19 protein-coding genes are annotated in these 18,258 nt (G+C 62.5%); 17 read left to right on the top strand and 2 right to left on the bottom strand.

Translation table 11 applies throughout. The annotated features are described in order from the left end of the window. The first annotated feature begins 161 nt into the window (after nucleotides 1-161). The 14 genes from kdsA (at nucleotide 162) to FN060_RS23455 (ending at nucleotide 12,639) form a co-directional block, all read left to right on the top strand. Complete coding sequence (gene kdsA, locus FN060_RS07200) at nucleotides 162-1,010, top strand: 3-deoxy-8-phosphooctulonate synthase (RefSeq protein WP_142587480.1); 849 nt, start codon at nucleotides 162-164, stop codon at nucleotides 1,008-1,010. 95 nt (nucleotides 1,011-1,105) lie between these two features. Then, entirely contained in the window at nucleotides 1,106-2,380 is a 1,275-nt protein-coding gene (eno, locus tag FN060_RS07205; RefSeq protein ID WP_142587481.1) for a phosphopyruvate hydratase, read from the top strand. 134 nt (nucleotides 2,381-2,514) lie between these two features. Beyond that, nucleotides 2,515-2,832, top strand: coding sequence for an FtsB family cell division protein (locus FN060_RS07210; RefSeq protein ID WP_077547331.1), 318 nt, complete (start codon nucleotides 2,515-2,517; stop codon nucleotides 2,830-2,832). A 150-nt stretch (nucleotides 2,833-2,982) separates the two neighbouring features. Beyond that, nucleotides 2,983-4,029 (top strand): pyruvate dehydrogenase (acetyl-transferring) E1 component subunit alpha, encoded by a 1,047-nt coding sequence (gene pdhA, locus FN060_RS07215; protein WP_142587482.1) that lies wholly within the window; start codon nucleotides 2,983-2,985, stop codon nucleotides 4,027-4,029. Between the two features lie 19 nt (nucleotides 4,030-4,048). Then, nucleotides 4,049-5,479 carry a pyruvate dehydrogenase complex E1 component subunit beta gene (locus FN060_RS07220; protein WP_142587483.1) on the top strand — a complete coding sequence of 477 codons (1,431 nt, stop codon included), beginning with the start codon at nucleotides 4,049-4,051 and terminating at the stop codon, nucleotides 5,477-5,479. Between the two features lie 13 nt (nucleotides 5,480-5,492). Beyond that, nucleotides 5,493-6,869, top strand: a complete 1,377-nt coding sequence (locus FN060_RS07225; protein WP_142587484.1) for a pyruvate dehydrogenase complex dihydrolipoamide acetyltransferase — start codon at nucleotides 5,493-5,495, stop codon at nucleotides 6,867-6,869. Between the two features lie 13 nt (nucleotides 6,870-6,882). Beyond that, on the top strand, nucleotides 6,883-7,524 hold the full coding sequence (locus FN060_RS07230) for an SGNH/GDSL hydrolase family protein (protein ID WP_142587485.1): 642 nt from the start codon (nucleotides 6,883-6,885) through the stop codon (nucleotides 7,522-7,524). A 97-nt stretch (nucleotides 7,525-7,621) separates the two neighbouring features. Beyond that, nucleotides 7,622-7,861, top strand: coding sequence for an HP1242/YdcH family protein (locus FN060_RS07235; RefSeq protein ID WP_052638239.1), 240 nt, complete (start codon nucleotides 7,622-7,624; stop codon nucleotides 7,859-7,861). 73 nt (nucleotides 7,862-7,934) lie between these two features. Next, a complete protein-coding gene (gene lpdA / locus FN060_RS07240; RefSeq protein WP_142587486.1) occupies nucleotides 7,935-9,380 on the top strand; it encodes a dihydrolipoyl dehydrogenase in 1,446 nt (481 codons plus the stop codon). Between the two features lie 73 nt (nucleotides 9,381-9,453). Beyond that, complete coding sequence (locus FN060_RS07245; protein WP_142587487.1) at nucleotides 9,454-9,702, top strand: GlsB/YeaQ/YmgE family stress response membrane protein; 249 nt, start codon at nucleotides 9,454-9,456, stop codon at nucleotides 9,700-9,702. 34 nt (nucleotides 9,703-9,736) lie between these two features. Further along, entirely contained in the window at nucleotides 9,737-10,711 is a 975-nt protein-coding gene (gene lipA / locus FN060_RS07250) for a lipoyl synthase (RefSeq protein ID WP_142587488.1), read from the top strand. A gap of 76 nt (nucleotides 10,712-10,787) precedes the next feature. Next, nucleotides 10,788-11,231: a type II toxin-antitoxin system RatA family toxin gene (locus FN060_RS07255; protein WP_142587489.1), complete on the top strand. Its 444-nt coding sequence runs from the start codon at nucleotides 10,788-10,790 to the stop codon at nucleotides 11,229-11,231. A gap of 84 nt (nucleotides 11,232-11,315) precedes the next feature. Next, nucleotides 11,316-11,798, top strand: a complete 483-nt coding sequence (locus FN060_RS23450; RefSeq protein WP_342345179.1) for a cation:proton antiporter domain-containing protein — start codon at nucleotides 11,316-11,318, stop codon at nucleotides 11,796-11,798. Nucleotides 11,799-11,856: 58 nt separating this feature from the next. Beyond that, nucleotides 11,857-12,639: a cation:proton antiporter domain-containing protein gene (locus FN060_RS23455; RefSeq protein ID WP_342345180.1), complete on the top strand. Its 783-nt coding sequence runs from the start codon at nucleotides 11,857-11,859 to the stop codon at nucleotides 12,637-12,639. 61 nt (nucleotides 12,640-12,700) lie between these two features. On the opposite strand, the gene FN060_RS07265 is transcribed toward FN060_RS23455, so the two are convergent. Both FN060_RS07265 and FN060_RS07270 read right to left on the bottom strand, forming a co-directional pair. Then, on the bottom strand, nucleotides 12,701-13,204 hold the full coding sequence (locus FN060_RS07265; protein WP_142587490.1) for a CinA family protein: 504 nt from the start codon (nucleotides 13,202-13,204) through the stop codon (nucleotides 12,701-12,703). Beyond that, nucleotides 13,201-14,385 carry a bifunctional 2-C-methyl-D-erythritol 4-phosphate cytidylyltransferase/2-C-methyl-D-erythritol 2,4-cyclodiphosphate synthase gene (locus tag FN060_RS07270; protein WP_142587491.1) on the bottom strand — a complete coding sequence of 395 codons (1,185 nt, stop codon included), beginning with the start codon at nucleotides 14,383-14,385 and terminating at the stop codon, nucleotides 13,201-13,203. The genes FN060_RS07265 and FN060_RS07270 overlap by 4 nt, the downstream gene beginning before the upstream one ends. A gap of 176 nt (nucleotides 14,386-14,561) precedes the next feature. Here FN060_RS07270 and dusB point away from each other — a divergent pair, with 176 nt between their 5' ends. The 3 genes from dusB to ntrC are packed head-to-tail and all read left to right on the top strand — an operon-like array spanning nucleotide 14,562 to nucleotide 18,153. Further along, complete coding sequence (gene dusB, locus FN060_RS07275; protein WP_142587492.1) at nucleotides 14,562-15,560, top strand: tRNA dihydrouridine synthase DusB; 999 nt, start codon at nucleotides 14,562-14,564, stop codon at nucleotides 15,558-15,560. Then, nucleotides 15,557-16,705 (top strand): two-component system sensor histidine kinase NtrB, encoded by a 1,149-nt coding sequence (locus FN060_RS07280; protein ID WP_077547343.1) that lies wholly within the window; start codon nucleotides 15,557-15,559, stop codon nucleotides 16,703-16,705. Before dusB ends, FN060_RS07280 begins: the two co-directional genes overlap by 4 nt. Continuing rightward, complete coding sequence (gene ntrC, locus FN060_RS07285; RefSeq protein WP_077547344.1) at nucleotides 16,702-18,153, top strand: nitrogen regulation protein NR(I); 1,452 nt, start codon at nucleotides 16,702-16,704, stop codon at nucleotides 18,151-18,153. Before FN060_RS07280 ends, ntrC begins: the two co-directional genes overlap by 4 nt. The last annotated feature ends 105 nt before the right edge of the window (nucleotides 18,154-18,258 follow it).

Raw genomic sequence — 18,258 nt, forward strand, 5'->3', positions numbered from 1 at the left:
TATATGTTCCGGGTGTGTTCCGCAAGGCTAAAGTTCCAGCTGCGTCGGCGTGCTTATGCCTTGGCTCCGTGACAGAGGCGGTGGTTGCTGTTATGGACATCGCGTCCGCCGCAGCCGGGTCCACGCGACGGAGCAGATGCCCGCTTGAAAGGAGTGCCGCCATGGACGTTAAGCCCAATCCCGAAGTTTTCGTGGGTGAAGGCCAGGGCCGCGTGTTGTTCTCCCAGCAGGCTCGCTTCTCGCTGATTGCCGGCCCCTGCCAGATGGAAAGCCGCGACCACGCCTTCATGATCGCCGGAAGGCTCAAGGAGCTCTGCGCCGAGCTCGGGATCGGCCTTGTCTACAAGTCCTCCTTCGACAAGGCGAACCGGACATCGTTGTCGGGTAAGCGCGGCATCGGCCTGGACAGCGCGATGGAAATCTTTGCCGACCTCAAGAGGGAATTCGGCTTCCCGGTTCTCACCGACATTCACACGGAAGAACAGTGCGCACTGGTCGCGCCCACGGTCGATATCCTGCAGATACCCGCCTTCCTTTGCCGCCAGACCGATCTGCTGATCGCCGCCGCGAAGACCGGTCGCGCCATCAACGTTAAGAAGGGCCAGTTCCTAGCGCCCTGGGACATGAAGAACGTCCAGGCTAAATTCACGGCAAGCGGCAATCCGAACGTGCTTCTCTGCGAGCGTGGCGCCTCCTTCGGCTACAATACGCTCGTCTCCGACATGCGTTCGCTGCCGATCATGGCCGCGATGGGCTCGCCGGTGGTCTTCGATGCAACGCATTCCGTGCAGCAGCCCGGCGGGCAGGGCGGTTCATCCGGTGGCCAGCGTGAGTTCGTCGAGACGCTCGCCCGCGCAGCCGTCGCTGTCGGCGTTGCCGGCCTGTTCATCGAGACGCACGAGGACCCGGACAATGCGCCCTCCGATGGCCCCAACATGGTTCATCTGAAGGACATGCGACGGCTCCTGGAAAAGCTTCTGGCCTTCGATGCCGTGGCCAAGGCCGCCTAGGCGCCGCAGCGGGAGCCGGATTGTAATTCGCCTGTCATCGATTAAGAGACATTGTCGATGACCGCAGGGCATTGGGTTTACCTCAGGGAGAGATCATGACCGCCATTACCGATATCATCGCACGCGAAATCCTCGACAGCCGCGGCAATCCGACTGTGGAGGTCGATGTCTACCTGGAGGATGGCAGCATGGGCCGCGCGGCTGTCCCCTCGGGTGCTTCCACCGGGGCCCACGAGGCGGTGGAACTGCGCGATGGCGGCAAGCGCTATGGTGGCAAGGGCGTTGAGAAGGCGGTCGAGGCGGTCAATACCGAGATCTTCGATGCCATTGGCGGCTTCGATGCCGAAAGCCAGATCCACATCGACAAGACTTTGATCGCACTCGATGGCACACCCAACAAGTCGCGCCTCGGCGCCAATGCCATCCTGGGCGTCTCGCTCGCCGTCGCCAAGGCAGCAGCTGATTCCTCCGGCCTGCCGCTCTACCGCTATGTCGGGGGCGCCGGCGCACACGTCCTGCCGGTACCGATGATGAACATCATCAACGGCGGCGCCCATGCCGACAATCCGATCGACTTCCAGGAATTCATGATCATGCCGGTTGGCGCGGAGAGCCTTCGCGATGCGGTTCGTATCGGTGCGGAAGTCTTCCACGTCCTGAAGAAGGAACTCGCCTCCCAGGGCCACAACACCAATGTCGGCGACGAAGGTGGCTTTGCCCCCGGCCTGAAGAGCGCACCGGAAGCCCTCGACTTCATCATGCGCTCGGTGGAAAAGGCCGGCTACAAGCCCGGTGACGATGTATGCCTCGCACTGGATTGCGCCTCGACTGAATTCTTCAAGGACGGCAAGTACGCCATGGAAGGCGAGGGCCGCACGTTGGAACCCGGTGCCATGGCCGAATACCTGGCGGAACTCGTCGGAAAGTATCCGATCATCTCCATCGAGGACGGCATGGCCGAGGACGACTGGGATGGCTGGAAGTCGCTCACCGATCTCGTCGGCTCCAAGTGCCAGCTCGTTGGCGACGATCTTTTCGTCACGAACTCCGCGCGCCTGCGCGACGGCATCAAGATGGGTGTCGCCAACTCCATCCTCGTCAAGGTCAACCAGATCGGCTCTCTGACCGAAACGCTGGATGCCGTAGAGACCGCACACAAGGCCGCCTATACCGCGGTCATGTCGCACCGCTCGGGCGAAACCGAGGATTCGACGATCGCCGATCTGGCGGTCGCCACCAATTGCGGGCAGATCAAGACCGGATCGCTCTCGCGTTCGGACCGGCTTGCCAAGTACAACCAGCTGATCCGCATCGAGGAAATGCTGGGGCCGCAGGCAGTCTATGCCGGCAGGTCCATTCTCAAGGCCTGATTCATCAGGCAAACATTAAGTTCGCAAGGAAAGCCCGGTTCGCCGGGCTTTCTGCGTTTCGGGCGGTCAACGATTGCTTAAGCAAGTTCTGCGAATTTGACACATCGTAATGCGTTTCGAGGATGTCGCGGGGCATGTGGACCAAGCACCATAAGGAAAGAAAACTCGGTCGATTCGTGCTCCCGCTCATAACCGTCGCCTTCCTTTCGTATTTCGGTTATCATTCGGTCAACGGCGAGCTCGGGCTCATTGCTACCGAAAACTTCGAGCGGCAGCGGCTCGATCGCTTGGCGGAACTTGCGCGACTGACCGAGAAGCGGCAGGCTCTTGAGCGTCAGGTGCAGCTCCTCAGTGACGGTTCGCTGGAAAAAGACATGCTGGACGAGATCGCGCGTTACCAGTTGAACGTCGCGCGCGAGGACGAAATCGTGATCTTCAACAACTATTTCTAGGTTAACCAGATTTCGGTTAATCTGAATTAATATTGTATTATCAGCGGGTTGTACGGAATGCGAGCCATGCATTTATGGCATTGCTGGGGTGCCTTTTCTTCCCTATGGTAACGGCCTGAACAAGACCTGCAGCACATGAGGGAGGGATGAATGGCGCCGAGAAAAACCGCGTCTGTATCCGGCCGCAAATCCGCGGCAAAGCCTGCAAGAAAAGACTTCACCGGCGGTACCATCGCCGAGTTCGACAAGGAGCAGGAGCTCCAGGCTTACCGTGACATGCTGCTGATCAGGCGGTTTGAGGAGAAGGCCGGCCAGCTCTATGGCATGGGCTTCATCGGCGGCTTCTGTCACCTCTATATTGGCCAGGAAGCGGTCGTCGTCGGCATGCAGATGGCGCTCAAGGAAGGCGACCAGGTCATCACCGGCTATCGTGACCACGGCCACATGCTGGCGACCGGCATGAGTGCGCGGGGCGTCATGGCAGAGCTGACGGGACGTCGGGGCGGCTATTCCAAGGGGAAGGGCGGCTCCATGCACATGTTCTCCAAGGAAAAGCACTTCTACGGCGGCCACGGCATTGTCGGTGCCCAGGTCTCCCTCGGCACGGGTCTTGCGTTTGCCAACAAGTATCGCGGCAATGACAGTGTCTCGACTGCCTATTTCGGTGATGGCGCCGCCAACCAGGGCCAGGTCTATGAGAGCTTCAACATGGCCAACCTGTGGAAGCTGCCGATCGTCTACGTGATCGAGAACAACCGCTACGCCATGGGCACCGCCGTCTCGCGCGCCTCCGCGCAGACCGACTTCTCCCAGCGCGGCGCCTCCTTCGGCATTCCGGGATACCAGGTAGACGGCATGGATGTCCGCGCCGTCAAGGCCGCCGCGGACGAGGCGGTTTCCTACTGCCGCTCCGGCAAGGGCCCGATCATCCTGGAAATGCTCACTTACCGCTATCGCGGCCACTCGATGTCCGACCCGGCGAAGTACCGCTCAAAGGACGAAGTGCAGAAGATGCGTTCGGAACACGATCCGATCGAGCAGGTGAAGAACCGCCTGCTCGACAAAGGCTGGGCATCGGAAGATCAGTTGAAGACGATCGACAAGGACGTCCGCGACATCGTCTCCGACTCCGCCGACTTTGCCCAGAACGATCCGGAGCCGGATACCTCCGAGCTCTATACCGACATTCTGCTCTGAGACGGGGAGGGACACTAGTATGCCAATCGATATCCTCATGCCCGCCCTTTCTCCGACCATGGAAGAGGGCACGCTCAGCAAGTGGCTGAAGAAGGAAGGCGACACGGTCGCATCCGGTGACGTCATTGCTGAAATCGAGACCGACAAGGCGACCATGGAAGTGGAAGCCGTGGATGAAGGCGTGATCGGCAAGCTGCTGGTCGAGGCCGGCACCGAAAACGTCAAGGTCAACACGCCGATCGCCGTGCTGCTGCAGGAAGGCGAGAACGCTGATTCCATTTCGGCGGAAAAGCCTGCCCAGGCGGAAGCGGCCAAGGCCGATGCTGATACGCCGGCCGCGACCTCGGACGCTGCAGGCGGCAAGGCCCGCGAAGCCAGGGACGAGCCTGCCTCGTCCGCCGACAACAAGGTTCCGGCACAGCCGAAGGTCGACGTCGCTGCCGATCCGGATATCCCGCAAGGCACCGAGATGGTCTCCACCACCGTCCGCGAAGCACTGCGTGATGCCATGGCCGAGGAAATGCGCCGTGACGAGACCGTCTTCGTAATGGGCGAGGAAGTTGCCGAATACCAGGGCGCCTACAAGGTGACCCAGGGTCTTCTGCAGGAATTCGGACCCCGCCGTGTCGTCGACACCCCGATCACCGAGCACGGCTTTGCCGGCGTCGGGGTCGGTGCGGCCATGGCCGGCCTTCGCCCGATCGTCGAGTTCATGACCTTCAACTTCGCCATGCAGGCGATCGACCAGATCATCAACTCGGCCGCCAAGACGCTCTACATGTCCGGTGGACAGATGGGCGCGCCGATGGTCTTCCGCGGCCCGAACGGTGCTGCTGCCCGCGTGGCGGCCCAGCACAGCCAGGACTACGCGGCCTGGTATTCCAGCATTCCCGGCCTGAAGGTGGTCATGCCCTACACGGCGGCCGATGCGAAGGGCCTGCTGAAAGCGGCCATCCGGGATCCGAACCCGGTGATCTTCCTGGAAAACGAGATCCTCTACGGCCAGTCCTTCGACGTGCCGAAGATGGATGATTTCGTCCTGCCGATCGGCAAGGCCCGCATCCACAAGCAGGGCAAGGACGCGACGATCGTCTCCTTCGGCATCGGCATGACCTATGCGACGAAGGCGGTCGCCGAACTGGAGAAGGAAGGCATCGACGTCGAGCTGATCGATCTTCGCACCCTGCGCCCGATGGACCTGCCGACCGTCATCGAATCGGTGAAGAAGACCGGCCGTCTCGTCACGGTCGAGGAAGGCTATCCGCAGAACTCGGTGGGCACGGAAATCGCCACCCGCGTCATGCAGCAGGCCTTCGACTATCTCGATGCGCCGATCCTGACGATCGCCGGCAAGGACGTGCCGATGCCTTATGCGGCCAACCTCGAGAAGCTGGCCCTGCCGAATGTCGGCGAGGTCGTCCAGGCGGTGAAGACCGTCTGCTACAAGTAAGGGGAGGCGTCCGATGCCGATCAACATCACCATGCCCGCCCTTTCTCCCACGATGGAAGAGGGCAATCTTGCCAAGTGGCTGGTCAAGGAGGGCGACAAGGTCGCCCCCGGTGACGTGATTGCCGAGATCGAGACCGACAAGGCGACCATGGAAGTGGAAGCCGTGGATGAAGGCACGGTGGCGAAGATCGTCGTCCCGGCCGGTACCGAGGCGGTCAAGGTCAACGCGCTGATCGCAATCCTCGCCGGTGAAGGCGAGGATGTGAAGGACGCCGCTGCCGCCGGTGGGGCATCGGCGGAAGCACCGAAGCCTGCCGCCGCTCCGGCCGAAGCCAAGGCGGAAGCGCCGAAAGCGGAAGCCGCCAAGCCGCAGGCGGAGCAGCCGGTAGCGGACGCGGCGCCCGCGGCCTCTACACCTGCGCCCAAGGCTGCCTCCGGCGAACGCATCTTCGCGTCTCCGCTGGCACGTCGCCTCGCGAGGGAAGCCGGTCTCGATCTGTCGGCCGTTTCCGGCTCGGGTCCGCATGGCCGCGTGGTCAAGGCGGATGTCGAGAAGGCTGCGGCCTCCGGTACGACGAAAGCCGCCCCGGCTGCCGCTGCCGCCGCACCTCAGGCGGCTGCCCCGGCCATGGCCAAGGGCCCATCGGACGATGCGGTCCTCAAGCTCTTTGCCGAAGGCTCCTACGAACTCCTGCCGCATGACGGGATGCGCAAGACGATTGCATCACGCCTGACGGAATCGACGCAGACCGTTCCATCCTACACCGTGTCGATGGACTGCGAACTCGACGCCCTCATGAAGCTGCGCGCCGAGATCAACGCTTCGGCTCCGGTGAAGAAGACGGAGAAGGGCGAGGTTCCGGCCTTCAAGCTCTCGGTCAACGACTTCATCATCAAGGCGATGGCGCTCGCGCTGCGCGACGTGCCGATGGCGAATGCCTCCTGGACCTCGACGGCACGCGTGCTGCACAAGCAAGCCGATGTCGGCGTGGCCGTTGCCATTCCCGACGGCCTGATCACACCGATCGTCCGCAATGCCGAGCAGAAGACGCTGTCTGCCATCTCCAACGAGGTGAAGGATCTCGCCAAGCGGGCGCGCGACAAGAAGCTGAAGCCTGAGGAGTATCAGGGCGGCACGACGTCCGTCTCCAATCTTGGCATGTTCGGCGTCTCCAGCTTCACCTCGATCGTCAACCTGCCGCAGGCTTCGATCGTGTCGATCGGCGCCGGCGTCGAGAAGCCGGTCGTCAGGAACGGCGAGATCAAGATCGGCACGGTCATGACCGCAACCTTCGCCTTCGATCATCGGGTCATCGATGGTGCGCTCGGCGCGGAGCTCGCCTCTGCCTTCAAGCGCTATGTCGAAAACCCGATGGCGATGCTCGTCTGACGCGGAAGAGCCGATGGCAAAGACCGTCCTCTGCTACGGTGACTCGCTCACCTGGGGTTACGATCCGGAAGGTCCGGGTCGTCACCTCTTCGAGGACCGCTGGCCAAGCGTGCTGCAGGCGGCCCTCGGTTCAGAGGTCAATGTCATTGCGGAAGGCTTGAACGGCCGCACCACCGGTTACGACGATCACCTGGCAGATTGCGAGCGCAACGGCGTGAAGAGCCTGCCGACGGTGTTGCACAGCCACATGCCGCTCGATCTCGTCATCCTCATGCTCGGCACCAACGACATGAAGCCGGTGATTGCCGGCACAGCGATTGCGGCGCGCCAGGGCATGCAGCGGCTGGTGGCGCTGGTCCGAAATCACGAATGGTCCTTTGATTACGAAGTGCCGGACATCCTCATCGTCGCGCCGCCGCCGCTTCGCGAGACGGCTGATCCCGTTTTCGCCGCCATGTTTGCCGGCGGCGTCGAGCAGTCGGCCATGCTCGCATCGCTTTATCGCGACCTCGCGGATGAACTGGGCTGCGGGTTCTATGATGCGGCCTCAGTTGCCGAGACGACGCCACTCGACGGTGTCCATCTGAACGCAAACAATACCCGGGCCCTCGGCAGGGGGCTCGAACCTATCGTACGGATGATGTTGGGAATTTGACGCTCTTTGGTGACGGAATTGACTACGATCAAAGAGAAAGCAGGTGCGACGGATATGGCTGGTTTCATCGATTGATGGACAAAGAGGAGACCGAGCCATGTCGAACACGCCTCACGAAATTCACGACGAATTTCCGGAATACGCCGACAAGATCCATTCGCTGAAGGTCAGCAATGAGCATTTTGCCGGTCTGCTCGAGAATTATCGCGACGTCAATCGTGCGATTCATCGGGCTGAAACGGAAGTGGAGCCGGTCGGCGATGCGCATATGGAAGACATGCGCAAGCGCCGGATGGTTCTGAAGGATGAGATTTACGGGATGCTGGCCAAGGCGTGACGCCTGGTGCTTCATCCCCCGGAAGGCTCGGCGAAAGCCGGGCCTGTTCCGACAGACAAGGAGATGAAGGCCCGTGTCCAACGCTTATGACGTCATCATCATCGGCTCCGGCCCCGGCGGCTACATCGCCGCGATCCGTGCGGCACAGCTCGGCATGAAGGTTGCGGTCGTCGAACGCGAGCACCTAGCGGGCATCTGCTCGAACTGGGGCTGCATCCCCACCAAGGCGCTGCTCCGCACCGCTGACGTCATGCACAGCGCCAGCCATGCGAAGGACTACGGCCTGACGCTCGAAGGCTCGATCAAGCCAGACATCAAGGCGATCGTCGCCCGCTCCCGCGGCATCGCCCATCGCATGAACAACGGCGTCGGCTTCCTGTTCAAGAAGAACAAGGTCGACATCATCTGGGGCGAGGCGAAGATCACCAAGCCGGGCGAGGTGGTCGTCGGCAAGATCTCCAAGCCCATCGTCCAGCCGCAGGGCCCCGTGCCGAAGAACACCCTGGGCGAGGGCACCTATTCCGCCAAGCACATCATCGTCGCGACCGGCGCGCGGCCGCGTGCGCTGCCCGGTATCGAGTCGGATGGCAAGCTCATCTGGACCTATTTCGAGGCCATGAAGCCGGAGGAAATGCCGAAGTCGCTGCTCGTCATGGGCTCTGGCGCGATCGGCATCGAGTTTGCCAGCTTCTACCGCACCATGGGCGTCGACGTCACCGTCGTCGAGATCATGAAGCAGGTCATGCCGGTGGAAGATGCGGAGATCTCCGCACTGGCGAAGAAGCAGTTCGAGCGCCAGGGCATGAAGATCCTGCTCGAGGCCAAGGTCGCCAAGGTCGAGAAGGGCGCCAACTCCGTCACCGCCACCATCGAATTGAAGGACGGCAAGACTCAAGCGATCACGGCTGACCGGATGATCTCGGCCGTCGGTGTCCAGGCCAATATCGAGAGCCTTGGTCTGGAAGCGGTCGGGGTCAAGACGGACCGCGGCTTCATCGCGATCGACGGGTACGGCAAGACCAATATCCCCGGCATCTATGCAATCGGCGATGTCGCCGGTCCGCCGCTGCTCGCCCACAAGGCCGAGCACGAGGCCGTCATCTGCATCGAGAAGATTGCCGGCCTGCCGAATGTTCATCCGATGGACAAGGCGAAGATCCCGGGCTGCACCTATTGCAACCCGCAGGTCGCCTCCGTCGGTCTGACGGAAGCCAAGGCGAAGGAGCAGGGCAGGGACGTCCGCGTCGGCCGCTTCCCCTTCGTCGCCAACGGCAAGGCGATCGCGCTCGGCGAAGACCAGGGTCTCGTCAAGACGATCTTCGACAAGAAGACCGGCGAACTCCTCGGCGCCCATATGGTCGGCGCGGAAGTGACCGAACTCATCCAGGGTTTCGTCGTCGCGATGAACCTCGAAACGACGGAAGAAGACCTGATGCACACGATCTTCCCGCATCCGACCATTTCGGAAACTATGAAGGAAAGCGTGCTGGATGCCTATGGCCGGGCCCTGAACGCCTGATCCTGCAATCGATGCCGGCTTGTTCCAGGGGCCGGCATCTCCCACATGTGAAGTCTCGATCGGAGGAACGGCAATGGAAGGCGTAGGCTGGTTTGCGGCCATCATCATCGGCGGGCTGGCCGGCTGGCTTGCCGGCAAGTTCATGGACCTGCGCTATGGCCTGTTCATGAACATCTTCATCGGCATCGTTGGTGCCATCGTTGCCAACGCCGTCTTCGAAGGCGCCGACATCCATGTTGCAGACGGATGGCTGGGTTTCCTGGTGACAGGTTTCATCGGCTCCTGCGTTCTGTTATTCCTTGCAAAAATCGCCCGTCGGTAACGGGAGCCGCTGACGCGGCAAAGGCAGGTAACTGATGGTAACCATTCTCGACAGGACCGCTGCGGAAGATCTCAAGCGCGTCCGCCATCCGGAAAAGGCGCATCGTCCGGACACTGAAGTCTTGCGCAAGCCGGAATGGATCCGGGTCAAGGCGCCTGTTTCCAAGGGCTATGCCGAAACCCGCTCGATCGTGAAGGAAAACAAGCTCGTCACGGTCTGCGAGGAGGCCGGCTGCCCGAACATCGGCGAGTGCTGGGACAAGAAGCACGCCACCTTCATGATCATGGGCGAGATCTGCACCCGCGCCTGCGCCTTCTGCAACGTCACCACGGGCCGCCCCAATGCGCTCGACCTGGACGAGCCGGAGAATGTCGCCAAGGCCGTGCGGCAGATGGGCCTCTCCCACGTGGTTATCACCTCCGTTGATCGCGACGACCTCGACGACGGTGGCGCCGAGCACTTCGAGAAGGTGATCTGGGCGATCCGCGCGGCCTCGCCGCTGACCACGATCGAGATTCTGACGCCGGACTTCCTCAAGAAGCCGGGCGCCCTCGAGCGCGTCGTCGCCGCCAAGCCGGACGTATTCAACCACAATCTGGAAACGGTTGCGGGCAATTACCTGACCGTTCGCCCCGGCGCGCGCTATTTCCACTCCATCCGTCTGCTGCAGCGAGTGAAGGAACTCGATCCCACGATGTTCACCAAGTCCGGCATCATGGTCGGCCTCGGCGAGGAGCGGAACGAGGTGCTGCAACTGATGGATGACCTGCGGACCGCTGATGTGGACTTCCTCACCATCGGTCAATATCTGCAGCCCACCCGCAAGCACCACAAGGTCGAGCGCTTCGTGACCCCGGAAGAATTCAAGTCCTACGAGACCATCGCCTATACCAAGGGCTTCCTGATGGTCTCGTCCAGTCCGCTGACCCGCTCTTCCCATCACGCGGGCGATGACTTCGCACGACTGAAGGCGGCCCGTGAGCGGAAGCTTCTGGCCGCTGCGGAATAGCTGCCGCGTCATCATGGCCGGGACGGCTCCCGTCCCGGCTCTTGCCATCCCCTGCTCCCGGCATTAGCTCTCCACCATGCCAAAGTTCGAGACTCATCGCCCCGTCAAGCATTCGCCCAAGCAGATGTATGATCTGGTGGCCGATGTGGAGAAGTACCCGCAATTCCTTCCGCTTTGCGAGGCGCTCACCGTCCGGTCGCGCAAGGAGCGCGACGGCAAGACGCTGCTGATTGCCGACATGACTGTCGGCTACAAGGCGATACGCGAGACCTTCACGACGCAGGTCCTCCTGAACCCTGAAGAACTGGCGATCGACGTGAAGTACATTGAGGGCCCGTTTCGTTACCTGGACAACCGCTGGCGGTTTGAACCGGCCGGCGAGGGATGCAAGGTACACTTCTTCATCGACTACGAATTCAAGAGCCGGATCTTGGGCGCCGTGATGGGCTCGATGTTCGACCGTGCCTTCCGCATGTTCGCCGAAGCCTTCGAGGCGCGGGCGGATCGGGTCTACGGCTGAATGGAAGACATCCGGCAGCACACCCAAATCTAGAGCAGCGCTGGAACTTCTGGATCAAAAACGGCTCACGCCCGTTGAGAGGCGATGCTAGATCTCAGCGACTGGTCACCTGATCCCTATATCCTGGTTCTGACGGGACTGGGCTTCCTCATAGCGCTCGTCGCCTGGTTGCCTCTGGCGCTCAAGCGCCTCCCTTTGTCATTGCCGATCGTCTGCATTGCTTTGGGTGCAGCATTGTTTATGAGCCCGGCGGTCTCCGATGAGCCACTGCCTCTGACCTATCCTGAATTTACGGAGCGCTTTACTGAATTCGTGGTGATCATCGCACTGATGGGCGCCGGCCTGAAGCTCGACCGCGTCTTCAGTTGGCGGCGATGGAGCGTGACCTGGCGTCTGCTGGCAATCACAATGCCCATGAGCATTGCAGCCATCACGGTTCTGGGGGTGTGGGGGCTCGGCCTGCCATGGGCAATTGCCTTGCTTCTCGGCGCGAGTCTGGCGCCGACTGATCCTGTTCTCGCCGCCGACGTTCAGGTCGGCCCTCCAAAAGACCGGGGAGGAAGATGAGGTACGGTTCGGGCTCACATCAGAGGCGGGGCTGAACGACGGCCTGGCCTTCCCGTTCGTGAACCTTGCAATCGCGCTGAGTGTCTACGCTGTCAACGGTGAACCCTGGCTGGAGAAGTGGATACTTCACAGCGTTCTCTGGGAGGTTGGTGCCGGCATCGTCGGCGGCTGGTTGGTCGGCCGCATCTTCGGCTGGCTAACCTTCAGAGTGCCCGCTGATACCAAGCTCGCACAGACGGGAGACGGCCTGATTGCAATCGCCGCGACCTTCGTCTCCTATGGCCTCACCGAAATCATCGAGTGTTATGGCTTCCTCGCCGTCTTCGTGACCGCCCTCACGCTTCGTCATGCCCATCGCGAGCACGACTTTCATCGGGAGATGCACGACGTCACGGAGCAGGTCGAGCGCCTGGCGATGATGATCCTGCTGCTGCTTTTTGGTGGTGCATTGGTGACCGGCCTGCTCGCGCCGCTTCGATTCGCCGATATCGTCGCGGCAGTTCTCATCCTGATCGTCATAAGGCCGCTGGGCGGGTTGATCGGCCTCATCGGGCTGGACGCCGCCTGGAGAGAAAAACTGACCATCTCCTTCTTCGGCATCCGTGGCGTCGGTTCGTTCTACTACCTTGCCTATGGCCTCAACCATATGCCCGTTGAAGACGGTGAGCGTCTCTGGGCCATCGTAGGTCTGGTGGTGCTGCTGTCCGTCCTCCTGCACGGCTTGACGGTAACCCCGGTCATGCGGCTGCTCGACCGTAGCCGAGGGAGGGATCCTGATGCCACGGGTGTGCCGCCGCCCGGTTTGCAGGGGCCCGCTTCGGAGGCGATCTCAGAAAACTAGCTTGACGATCCCGGAGGGAGGCGAAGACTGCGGCAGTGGCCAACATTCGATGCGCTCGCCATCATCTGGTTTCGGCCGCCTCCAGCAGCATCTCCAGTGCGGTCCGCACCGTCGCGAGCCGCACCTCACTGCGGCCGATCGACCCGTAGCGCATTTCCCGATGGATCAGAATTCCGGCTCGCGTCTGGACGGCAAGATGCACGAGACCCACCGGCTTCTCAGCCGACCCACCGTTCGGGCCGGCAATCCCCGTGACGGCAACCGCCGCGCTGGCGCGGGACCGGTAGAGGGCACCATGCGCCATCTGCAGCGCGACTTCGCGCGAAACCGCGCCGTAGGCCGCAAGGCTTTTCTCCGACACGCCAAGCAGGTCCACCTTTGCCTCGTTGGTATAGGTTACGAAGCCGCGGTCGACGACGGCAGACGACCCGGAAATCTCCGTCAGGGCGCCGGCAATCAACCCGCCCGTGCAGGATTCGGCCGTGGACAGCATCTGCTGATGTTCGCGGTAAAGAGCGATGACCTGGCTCGCCGCCCGTTCGATATCCGCGGGGAAGAGACTCATGACCCGCGTCCGGAATACACGACTGTTGCCGTCGCGATGGCGGCGATGCCCTCGCGTCGACCGACAAAGCCGATCTGCTCGTTCGTGGTGGCCTTCACCGAGCAGCGCTCGGTGGCAATTCCCAGTATCTCAGCCATGGTTTCGCGCATCGTCTGTCGGTGCGGGCCGATCTTCGGCGCCTCGGCGATCAGTGAGACGTCCGCATTCATGATGGTGCCGCCGTTCTCGCGAACGATCTCCGCGGCGCGCGCCAGGAAGATTTTCGACGGCGCACCCTTCCACTGGGGGTCCGAGGGCGGGAAATGATCGCCGATGTCACCGGCGCCGCAGGTCGCCAGCAGCGCATCGGTCAGCGCATGGAGCCCAACATCGGCATCCGAATGTCCCTTCAGCCTCTGGTCGTGTGGGATGAAGACGCCACACAGCGTGACCCCGTCTCCCGGCTCCAACTGGTGCACGTCATAGCCGTTCCCGGTCCGCACGTCCGGAAGTGCCGCCGCCGAAAGTCTCTCGTCCGCCATGGTGATGTCCCGCCTTACTGTCAGTTTCACATTGTCCGGAGAGCCTTCCACGATCGCAACCGCAACCGCCGCCCACTCGGCGATGGCGCAGTCGTCCGTGAAGTCGACACGGGACTGAGCGGCCGCCCTCTCATGTGCCTCCAGTATCGTCGCCAACCGGAAGCTCTGCGGGGTCTGGGCCGCATAAAGTTCCTCCCGCGAAATGGTCTCGATCACGCGCCCTTGCGTGCCCCGCTTGAGCGTATCAGTGACCGGAAGGGCAGGCAGCACGGCCTCGTCGCCCGCCTCCAGCCGGGCAGCGATGCGATCAAGAAGCACCCGGTCGACGAAGGGCCGGGCGCCGTCATGGATCATAACATGCGTCGCGTCCAGCGCCGCGACCGCCTGCAGGCCGGCAAGGACTGACTGCTGGCGCGTCGCGCCTCCTGTAACCGTCGACACGCGTTCCGTGGCGAGGCCACTGACGGCCTCCTCGAACAGGAGCTTGTCATCCGGATGGATGACGACGACGATCGGTCCGGCCTTCGACCAGTCGAGGAAGGCCTTCAGCGTGTGCGCGATCACGGCGCTGCCGCCGATCCTGCGATACTGCTTCGGTCCCTCTGCAGATCCTGCCCGTTCCCCACGTCCGGCTGCGACGATGACGATCCCGATATCCATGATGAGGGCGGCTCACGCTCAACTGACACATTCGATTGACAGGGGATGACTATAGACTCACAAGGCGTTTTGCCAGCCGCCCGACCCGTTCTTCTTTCCGCACGATTGCTCTTGTGGAAGGCGAAGAGAGTGGCTAAAAATGATGCAGTAATACTGCGTGCCCGAAAGATTGTCATTTGCCTGTTCCGCATCTTGCCACTCCCTTCAGCATCGGACCCGTCACCCTCAGGAACCGCGTGGTTCTGGCGCCAATGTCCGGGGTGACCGACCTGCCGTTTCGCGAGATCGCCTGGCGATGGGGCGCCGGACTGGTCGTCACCGAGATGATCGCCAGCCGTGAGCTTGCCATGTCCCGCGGTGAATCCTGGGCCCGCCTGAAGCGCGCCGGACTTGGTCCGCACATGGTCCAGCTTGCCGGTCGTGAGCCGCACTGGATGGCCGAGGCCGCCCGTATCGCCGCCGACAACGGGGCGGACATCATCGACATCAACATGGGTTGTCCCGCCAAGAAAGTAACCGGCGGCCTTTCCGGCTCGGCTCTGATGCGCGATCCCGTGCTGGCCCTTTCGCTGATCGAGGCGACGGTGAAGGCGGTGGATGTGCCGGTCACCCTGAAGATGCGGCTTGGTTGGGACGAGAACTCGATCAACGCCCCGCAGATCGCCCGTCAGGCGGAGGAGGCCGGCGTCAGGCTCGTTACGATACACGGTCGAACCCGCATGCAGTTCTACGAAGGCAGGGCGGACTGGAACGCGATTCGCGCGGTGCGCGAGGCGATTTCCATACCGTTGATCGCCAATGGCGACGTCCAATCTCCCGCGGATGCGCGGGAGATCCTCGCTGCGTCCGGTGCCGATGCCGTCATGATGGGCCGTGGCGCCCAGGGAAGGCCGTGGCATGTCGGAGCAATCGCCGGCCACCCGTCTCCCTCTTGCAGGGAGCAGAGGGAGATTGTCGCCGAGCACTACGAGGAGATGCTTGCCTTCTACGGCCGGGAAGCCGGGCTGCGGCACGCCCGCAAGCACCTTGGCTGGTACATCGACCGGTTGGCGCCGTCGCTTCCCGTCGAGGACAAGGCAGCGATCTTCCGATCCACCGATCCAGAGGATGTCATGCAGAAAATGATGCAGGCGCTGCAGGTCCAGGCAGAGCCGGCCGCGAGGGAGGCCGCATGAACAAGCCCCAGCCGCCGTCGGGGGACAATGCGCTGGCGCTCGCCGTCCTCAATTCCGTTCAGAACCCGGTGATCCTCGTGGATCCTGCCGGGCATGTCGCCTTCGCGAACTGGGAGGCCGAATCCTTCTTCGGAGCCAGTGCCGCGCAACTCGCCCGCCATGACATCGCCACGCTCATTCCGTTCGGCAGCCCGCTCCTGGCGTTGATCGACCAGGTTCGGGAGCGCAAGGCGCCTGTGAACGAATACCGGGTCGACCTGTCGTCGCCGCGGCTCGGTCAGGAAAAGCTGGTCGACCTCTATGTGGCTCCGGTCGTCAGCGAGCCCGGTTCGGTCGTCGTCGTCTTCCAGGAACGCTCCATGGCCGACAAGATCGACAGGCAGCTGACCCATCGCGCCGCTGCCCGTTCAGTGACCGGCCTCGCCTCGATGTTGGCGCACGAGATCAAGAACCCGCTCTCGGGCATCCGTGGAGCAGCACAATTGCTCGAGACCTCGGTCGAAAGCGAAGATCGGGCGCTGACCAGGCTGATTTGTGACGAAACGGACCGCATCGTGTCGCTCGTCGACCGCATGGAGGTCTTTTCCGATGAGCGGCCGGTCGACCGGCAGCCCATCAACATCCATTCGGTTCTCGACCACGTGAAGGCGGTTGCCCAGGCGGGCTTCGGCCGTCACATCAGGTTTTCGGAGAACTATGATCCCTCGCTGCCGCCGGTCCACGCCAACCGCGACCAGCTGGTGCAGGTCTTCCTCAACCTGGTGAAGAACGCCGCCGAGGCCATCGGGGACCAAGCCGACGGCGAGATCATGCTGACCACGGCCTACCGTCCCGGCATCCGGCTTTCCGTCGCCGGGTCGCGGGAGAAGATCTCTCTGCCGCTGGAATTCTGCGTGATCGACAATGGCCCCGGCGTCCCGGCCGACCTGCTGCCGGACCTCTTCGACCCCTTCATCACCACAAAAACCAACGGCTCCGGCCTTGGCCTAGCGCTGGTGGCCAAGATCATCGGCGCCCATGGCGGCATCGTCGAGTGCGACAGCCAGGCTCGCCGGACCGTGTTCCGTGTCCTGATGCCGATGCACAAGGAGGAGAGTGCGCTGGAGCAAGGTGCTGCCCATAGAATGACAGGAAAAGCCCAATGACTGCCACCATCCTTGTCGCCGATGACGACGCGGCCATCCGCACCGTACTCAACCAGGCGCTGACGCGTGCGGGTTACGACGTCCGCATCACCTCCAATGCTGCAACCCTCTGGCGCTGGGTCTCGGCGGGCGAGGGGGATCTCGTGGTGACGGACGTGGTCATGCCGGACGAGAATGCCTTCGACCTGCTGCCGCGCATCAAGAAGGCGCGTCCCGACCTGCCGGTGCTGGTCATGAGCGCGCAGAACACCTTCATGACGGCCATCAAGGCGTCGGAGAAGGGGGCTTACGACTATCTGCCCAAGCCCTTCGACCTCACCGAACTAATCGCCATCATTGGCCGCGCATTGGCCGAGCCGAAGAAGAAGCCTGCCCGTCTCGAAGATGACACGCAGGATGGCATGCCGCTTGTCGGACGTTCCGCCGCCATGCAGGAGATCTACCGGGTCCTTGCCCGTCTCATGCAGACGGATCTGACGCTGATGATCACCGGCGAATCAGGCACCGGCAAGGAACTCGTCGCCCGGGCGCTGCATGACTACGGCAAGCGCCGCAACGGCCCCTTCGTGGCGATCAACATGGCCGCCATCCCGCGTGACCTGATCGAGTCCGAACTCTTCGGTCATGAGAAGGGCGCCTTCACCGGCGCGCAGGCGCGCTCGACCGGCCGCTTCGAGCAGGCCGAGGGCGGCACGCTCTTCCTCGACGAAATCGGCGACATGCCGATGGACGCGCAGACGCGTCTCCTGCGCGTCCTGCAGCAGGGCGAGTATACGACGGTCGGCGGCCGCACTCCGATCCGCACCGATGTCCGCATCGTCGCCGCGACCAACAAGGACCTGAAGCAGCTCATCAATCAGGGCCTCTTCCGCGAAGATCTCTATTACCGACTGAACGTCGTCCCGCTGCGCCTGCCGCCCCTGCGCGACCGGGCGGAGGACATTCCCGACCTGGTCCGCCACTTCATGCAGATGGGCGAAAAGGAGGGGCTGGACGTCAAGCGGTTCGACAGCGAGGCGCTCGATGCGATGAAGGCCTACGCCTGGCCTGGCAACGTTCGCGAACTTGAAAACCTGATGCGCCGGCTGATGGCGCTCTACCCGCAGGACGTCATCACCCGCGAGATCATCGACGCCGAATTGCGCTCGGATACGCCCGACAGCCCGATCGAAAAGCTCGGACCGCGCGGCGAAGCCCTGTCAATCTCGCAGGCTGTGGAGGAGAACATGCGCTCCTATTTCGCCAGCTTCGGCGACAGCCTGCCGCCGCCTGGCCTCTACGAGCGCGTACTGCGGGAGATGGAGTACCCGCTGATCCTCGCGGCACTGACCGCCACCCGCGGCAACCAGATAAAGGCAGCCGATCTGCTCGGGCTCAACCGGAACACCTTGCGCAAGAAGATCAGGGAGCTTGGCGTCTCCGTCTATCGCAGCGCGCGCAGTGCATGAACCCTGATTGACTCTCCACGGGTTTCCGTTGCACTTTCGCCACAATGCGTTGCTTATTGGCAACGAATCTCGCCGATGCGGGCATTGCGCTCGCGGGTAGACAGG

The organism is Pseudorhizobium halotolerans, from assembly GCF_902153235.2.
Taxonomy (GTDB): domain Bacteria; phylum Pseudomonadota; class Alphaproteobacteria; order Rhizobiales; family Rhizobiaceae; genus Neorhizobium; species Neorhizobium flavum.

Bases quoted from the DNA above. Each gene is read 5' to 3' on its own strand.
- kdsA (WP_142587480.1), top strand. From the start codon at position 162: ATGGACGTTAAGCCCAATCCCGAAGTTTTCGTGGGTGAAGGCCAGGGC.
- eno (WP_142587481.1), top strand. From the start codon at position 1,106: ATGACCGCCATTACCGATATCATCGCACGCGAAATCCTCGACAGCCGC.
- FN060_RS07210 (WP_077547331.1), top strand. From the start codon at position 2,515: ATGTGGACCAAGCACCATAAGGAAAGAAAACTCGGTCGATTCGTGCTC.
- pdhA (WP_142587482.1), top strand. From the start codon at position 2,983: ATGGCGCCGAGAAAAACCGCGTCTGTATCCGGCCGCAAATCCGCGGCA.
- FN060_RS07220 (WP_142587483.1), top strand. From the start codon at position 4,049: ATGCCAATCGATATCCTCATGCCCGCCCTTTCTCCGACCATGGAAGAG.
- FN060_RS07225 (WP_142587484.1), top strand. From the start codon at position 5,493: ATGCCGATCAACATCACCATGCCCGCCCTTTCTCCCACGATGGAAGAG.
- FN060_RS07230 (WP_142587485.1), top strand. From the start codon at position 6,883: ATGGCAAAGACCGTCCTCTGCTACGGTGACTCGCTCACCTGGGGTTAC.
- FN060_RS07235 (WP_052638239.1), top strand. From the start codon at position 7,622: ATGTCGAACACGCCTCACGAAATTCACGACGAATTTCCGGAATACGCC.
- FN060_RS07245 (WP_142587487.1), top strand. From the start codon at position 9,454: ATGGAAGGCGTAGGCTGGTTTGCGGCCATCATCATCGGCGGGCTGGCC.
- lipA (WP_142587488.1), top strand. From the start codon at position 9,737: ATGGTAACCATTCTCGACAGGACCGCTGCGGAAGATCTCAAGCGCGTC.
- FN060_RS07255 (WP_142587489.1), top strand. From the start codon at position 10,788: ATGCCAAAGTTCGAGACTCATCGCCCCGTCAAGCATTCGCCCAAGCAG.
- FN060_RS23450 (WP_342345179.1), top strand. From the start codon at position 11,316: ATGCTAGATCTCAGCGACTGGTCACCTGATCCCTATATCCTGGTTCTG.
- FN060_RS07265 (WP_142587490.1), bottom strand. From the start codon at position 13,204: ATGAGTCTCTTCCCCGCGGATATCGAACGGGCGGCGAGCCAGGTCATC.
- FN060_RS07270 (WP_142587491.1), bottom strand. From the start codon at position 14,385: ATGGATATCGGGATCGTCATCGTCGCAGCCGGACGTGGGGAACGGGCA.
- FN060_RS07280 (WP_077547343.1), top strand. From the start codon at position 15,557: ATGAACAAGCCCCAGCCGCCGTCGGGGGACAATGCGCTGGCGCTCGCC.
- ntrC (WP_077547344.1), top strand. From the start codon at position 16,702: ATGACTGCCACCATCCTTGTCGCCGATGACGACGCGGCCATCCGCACC.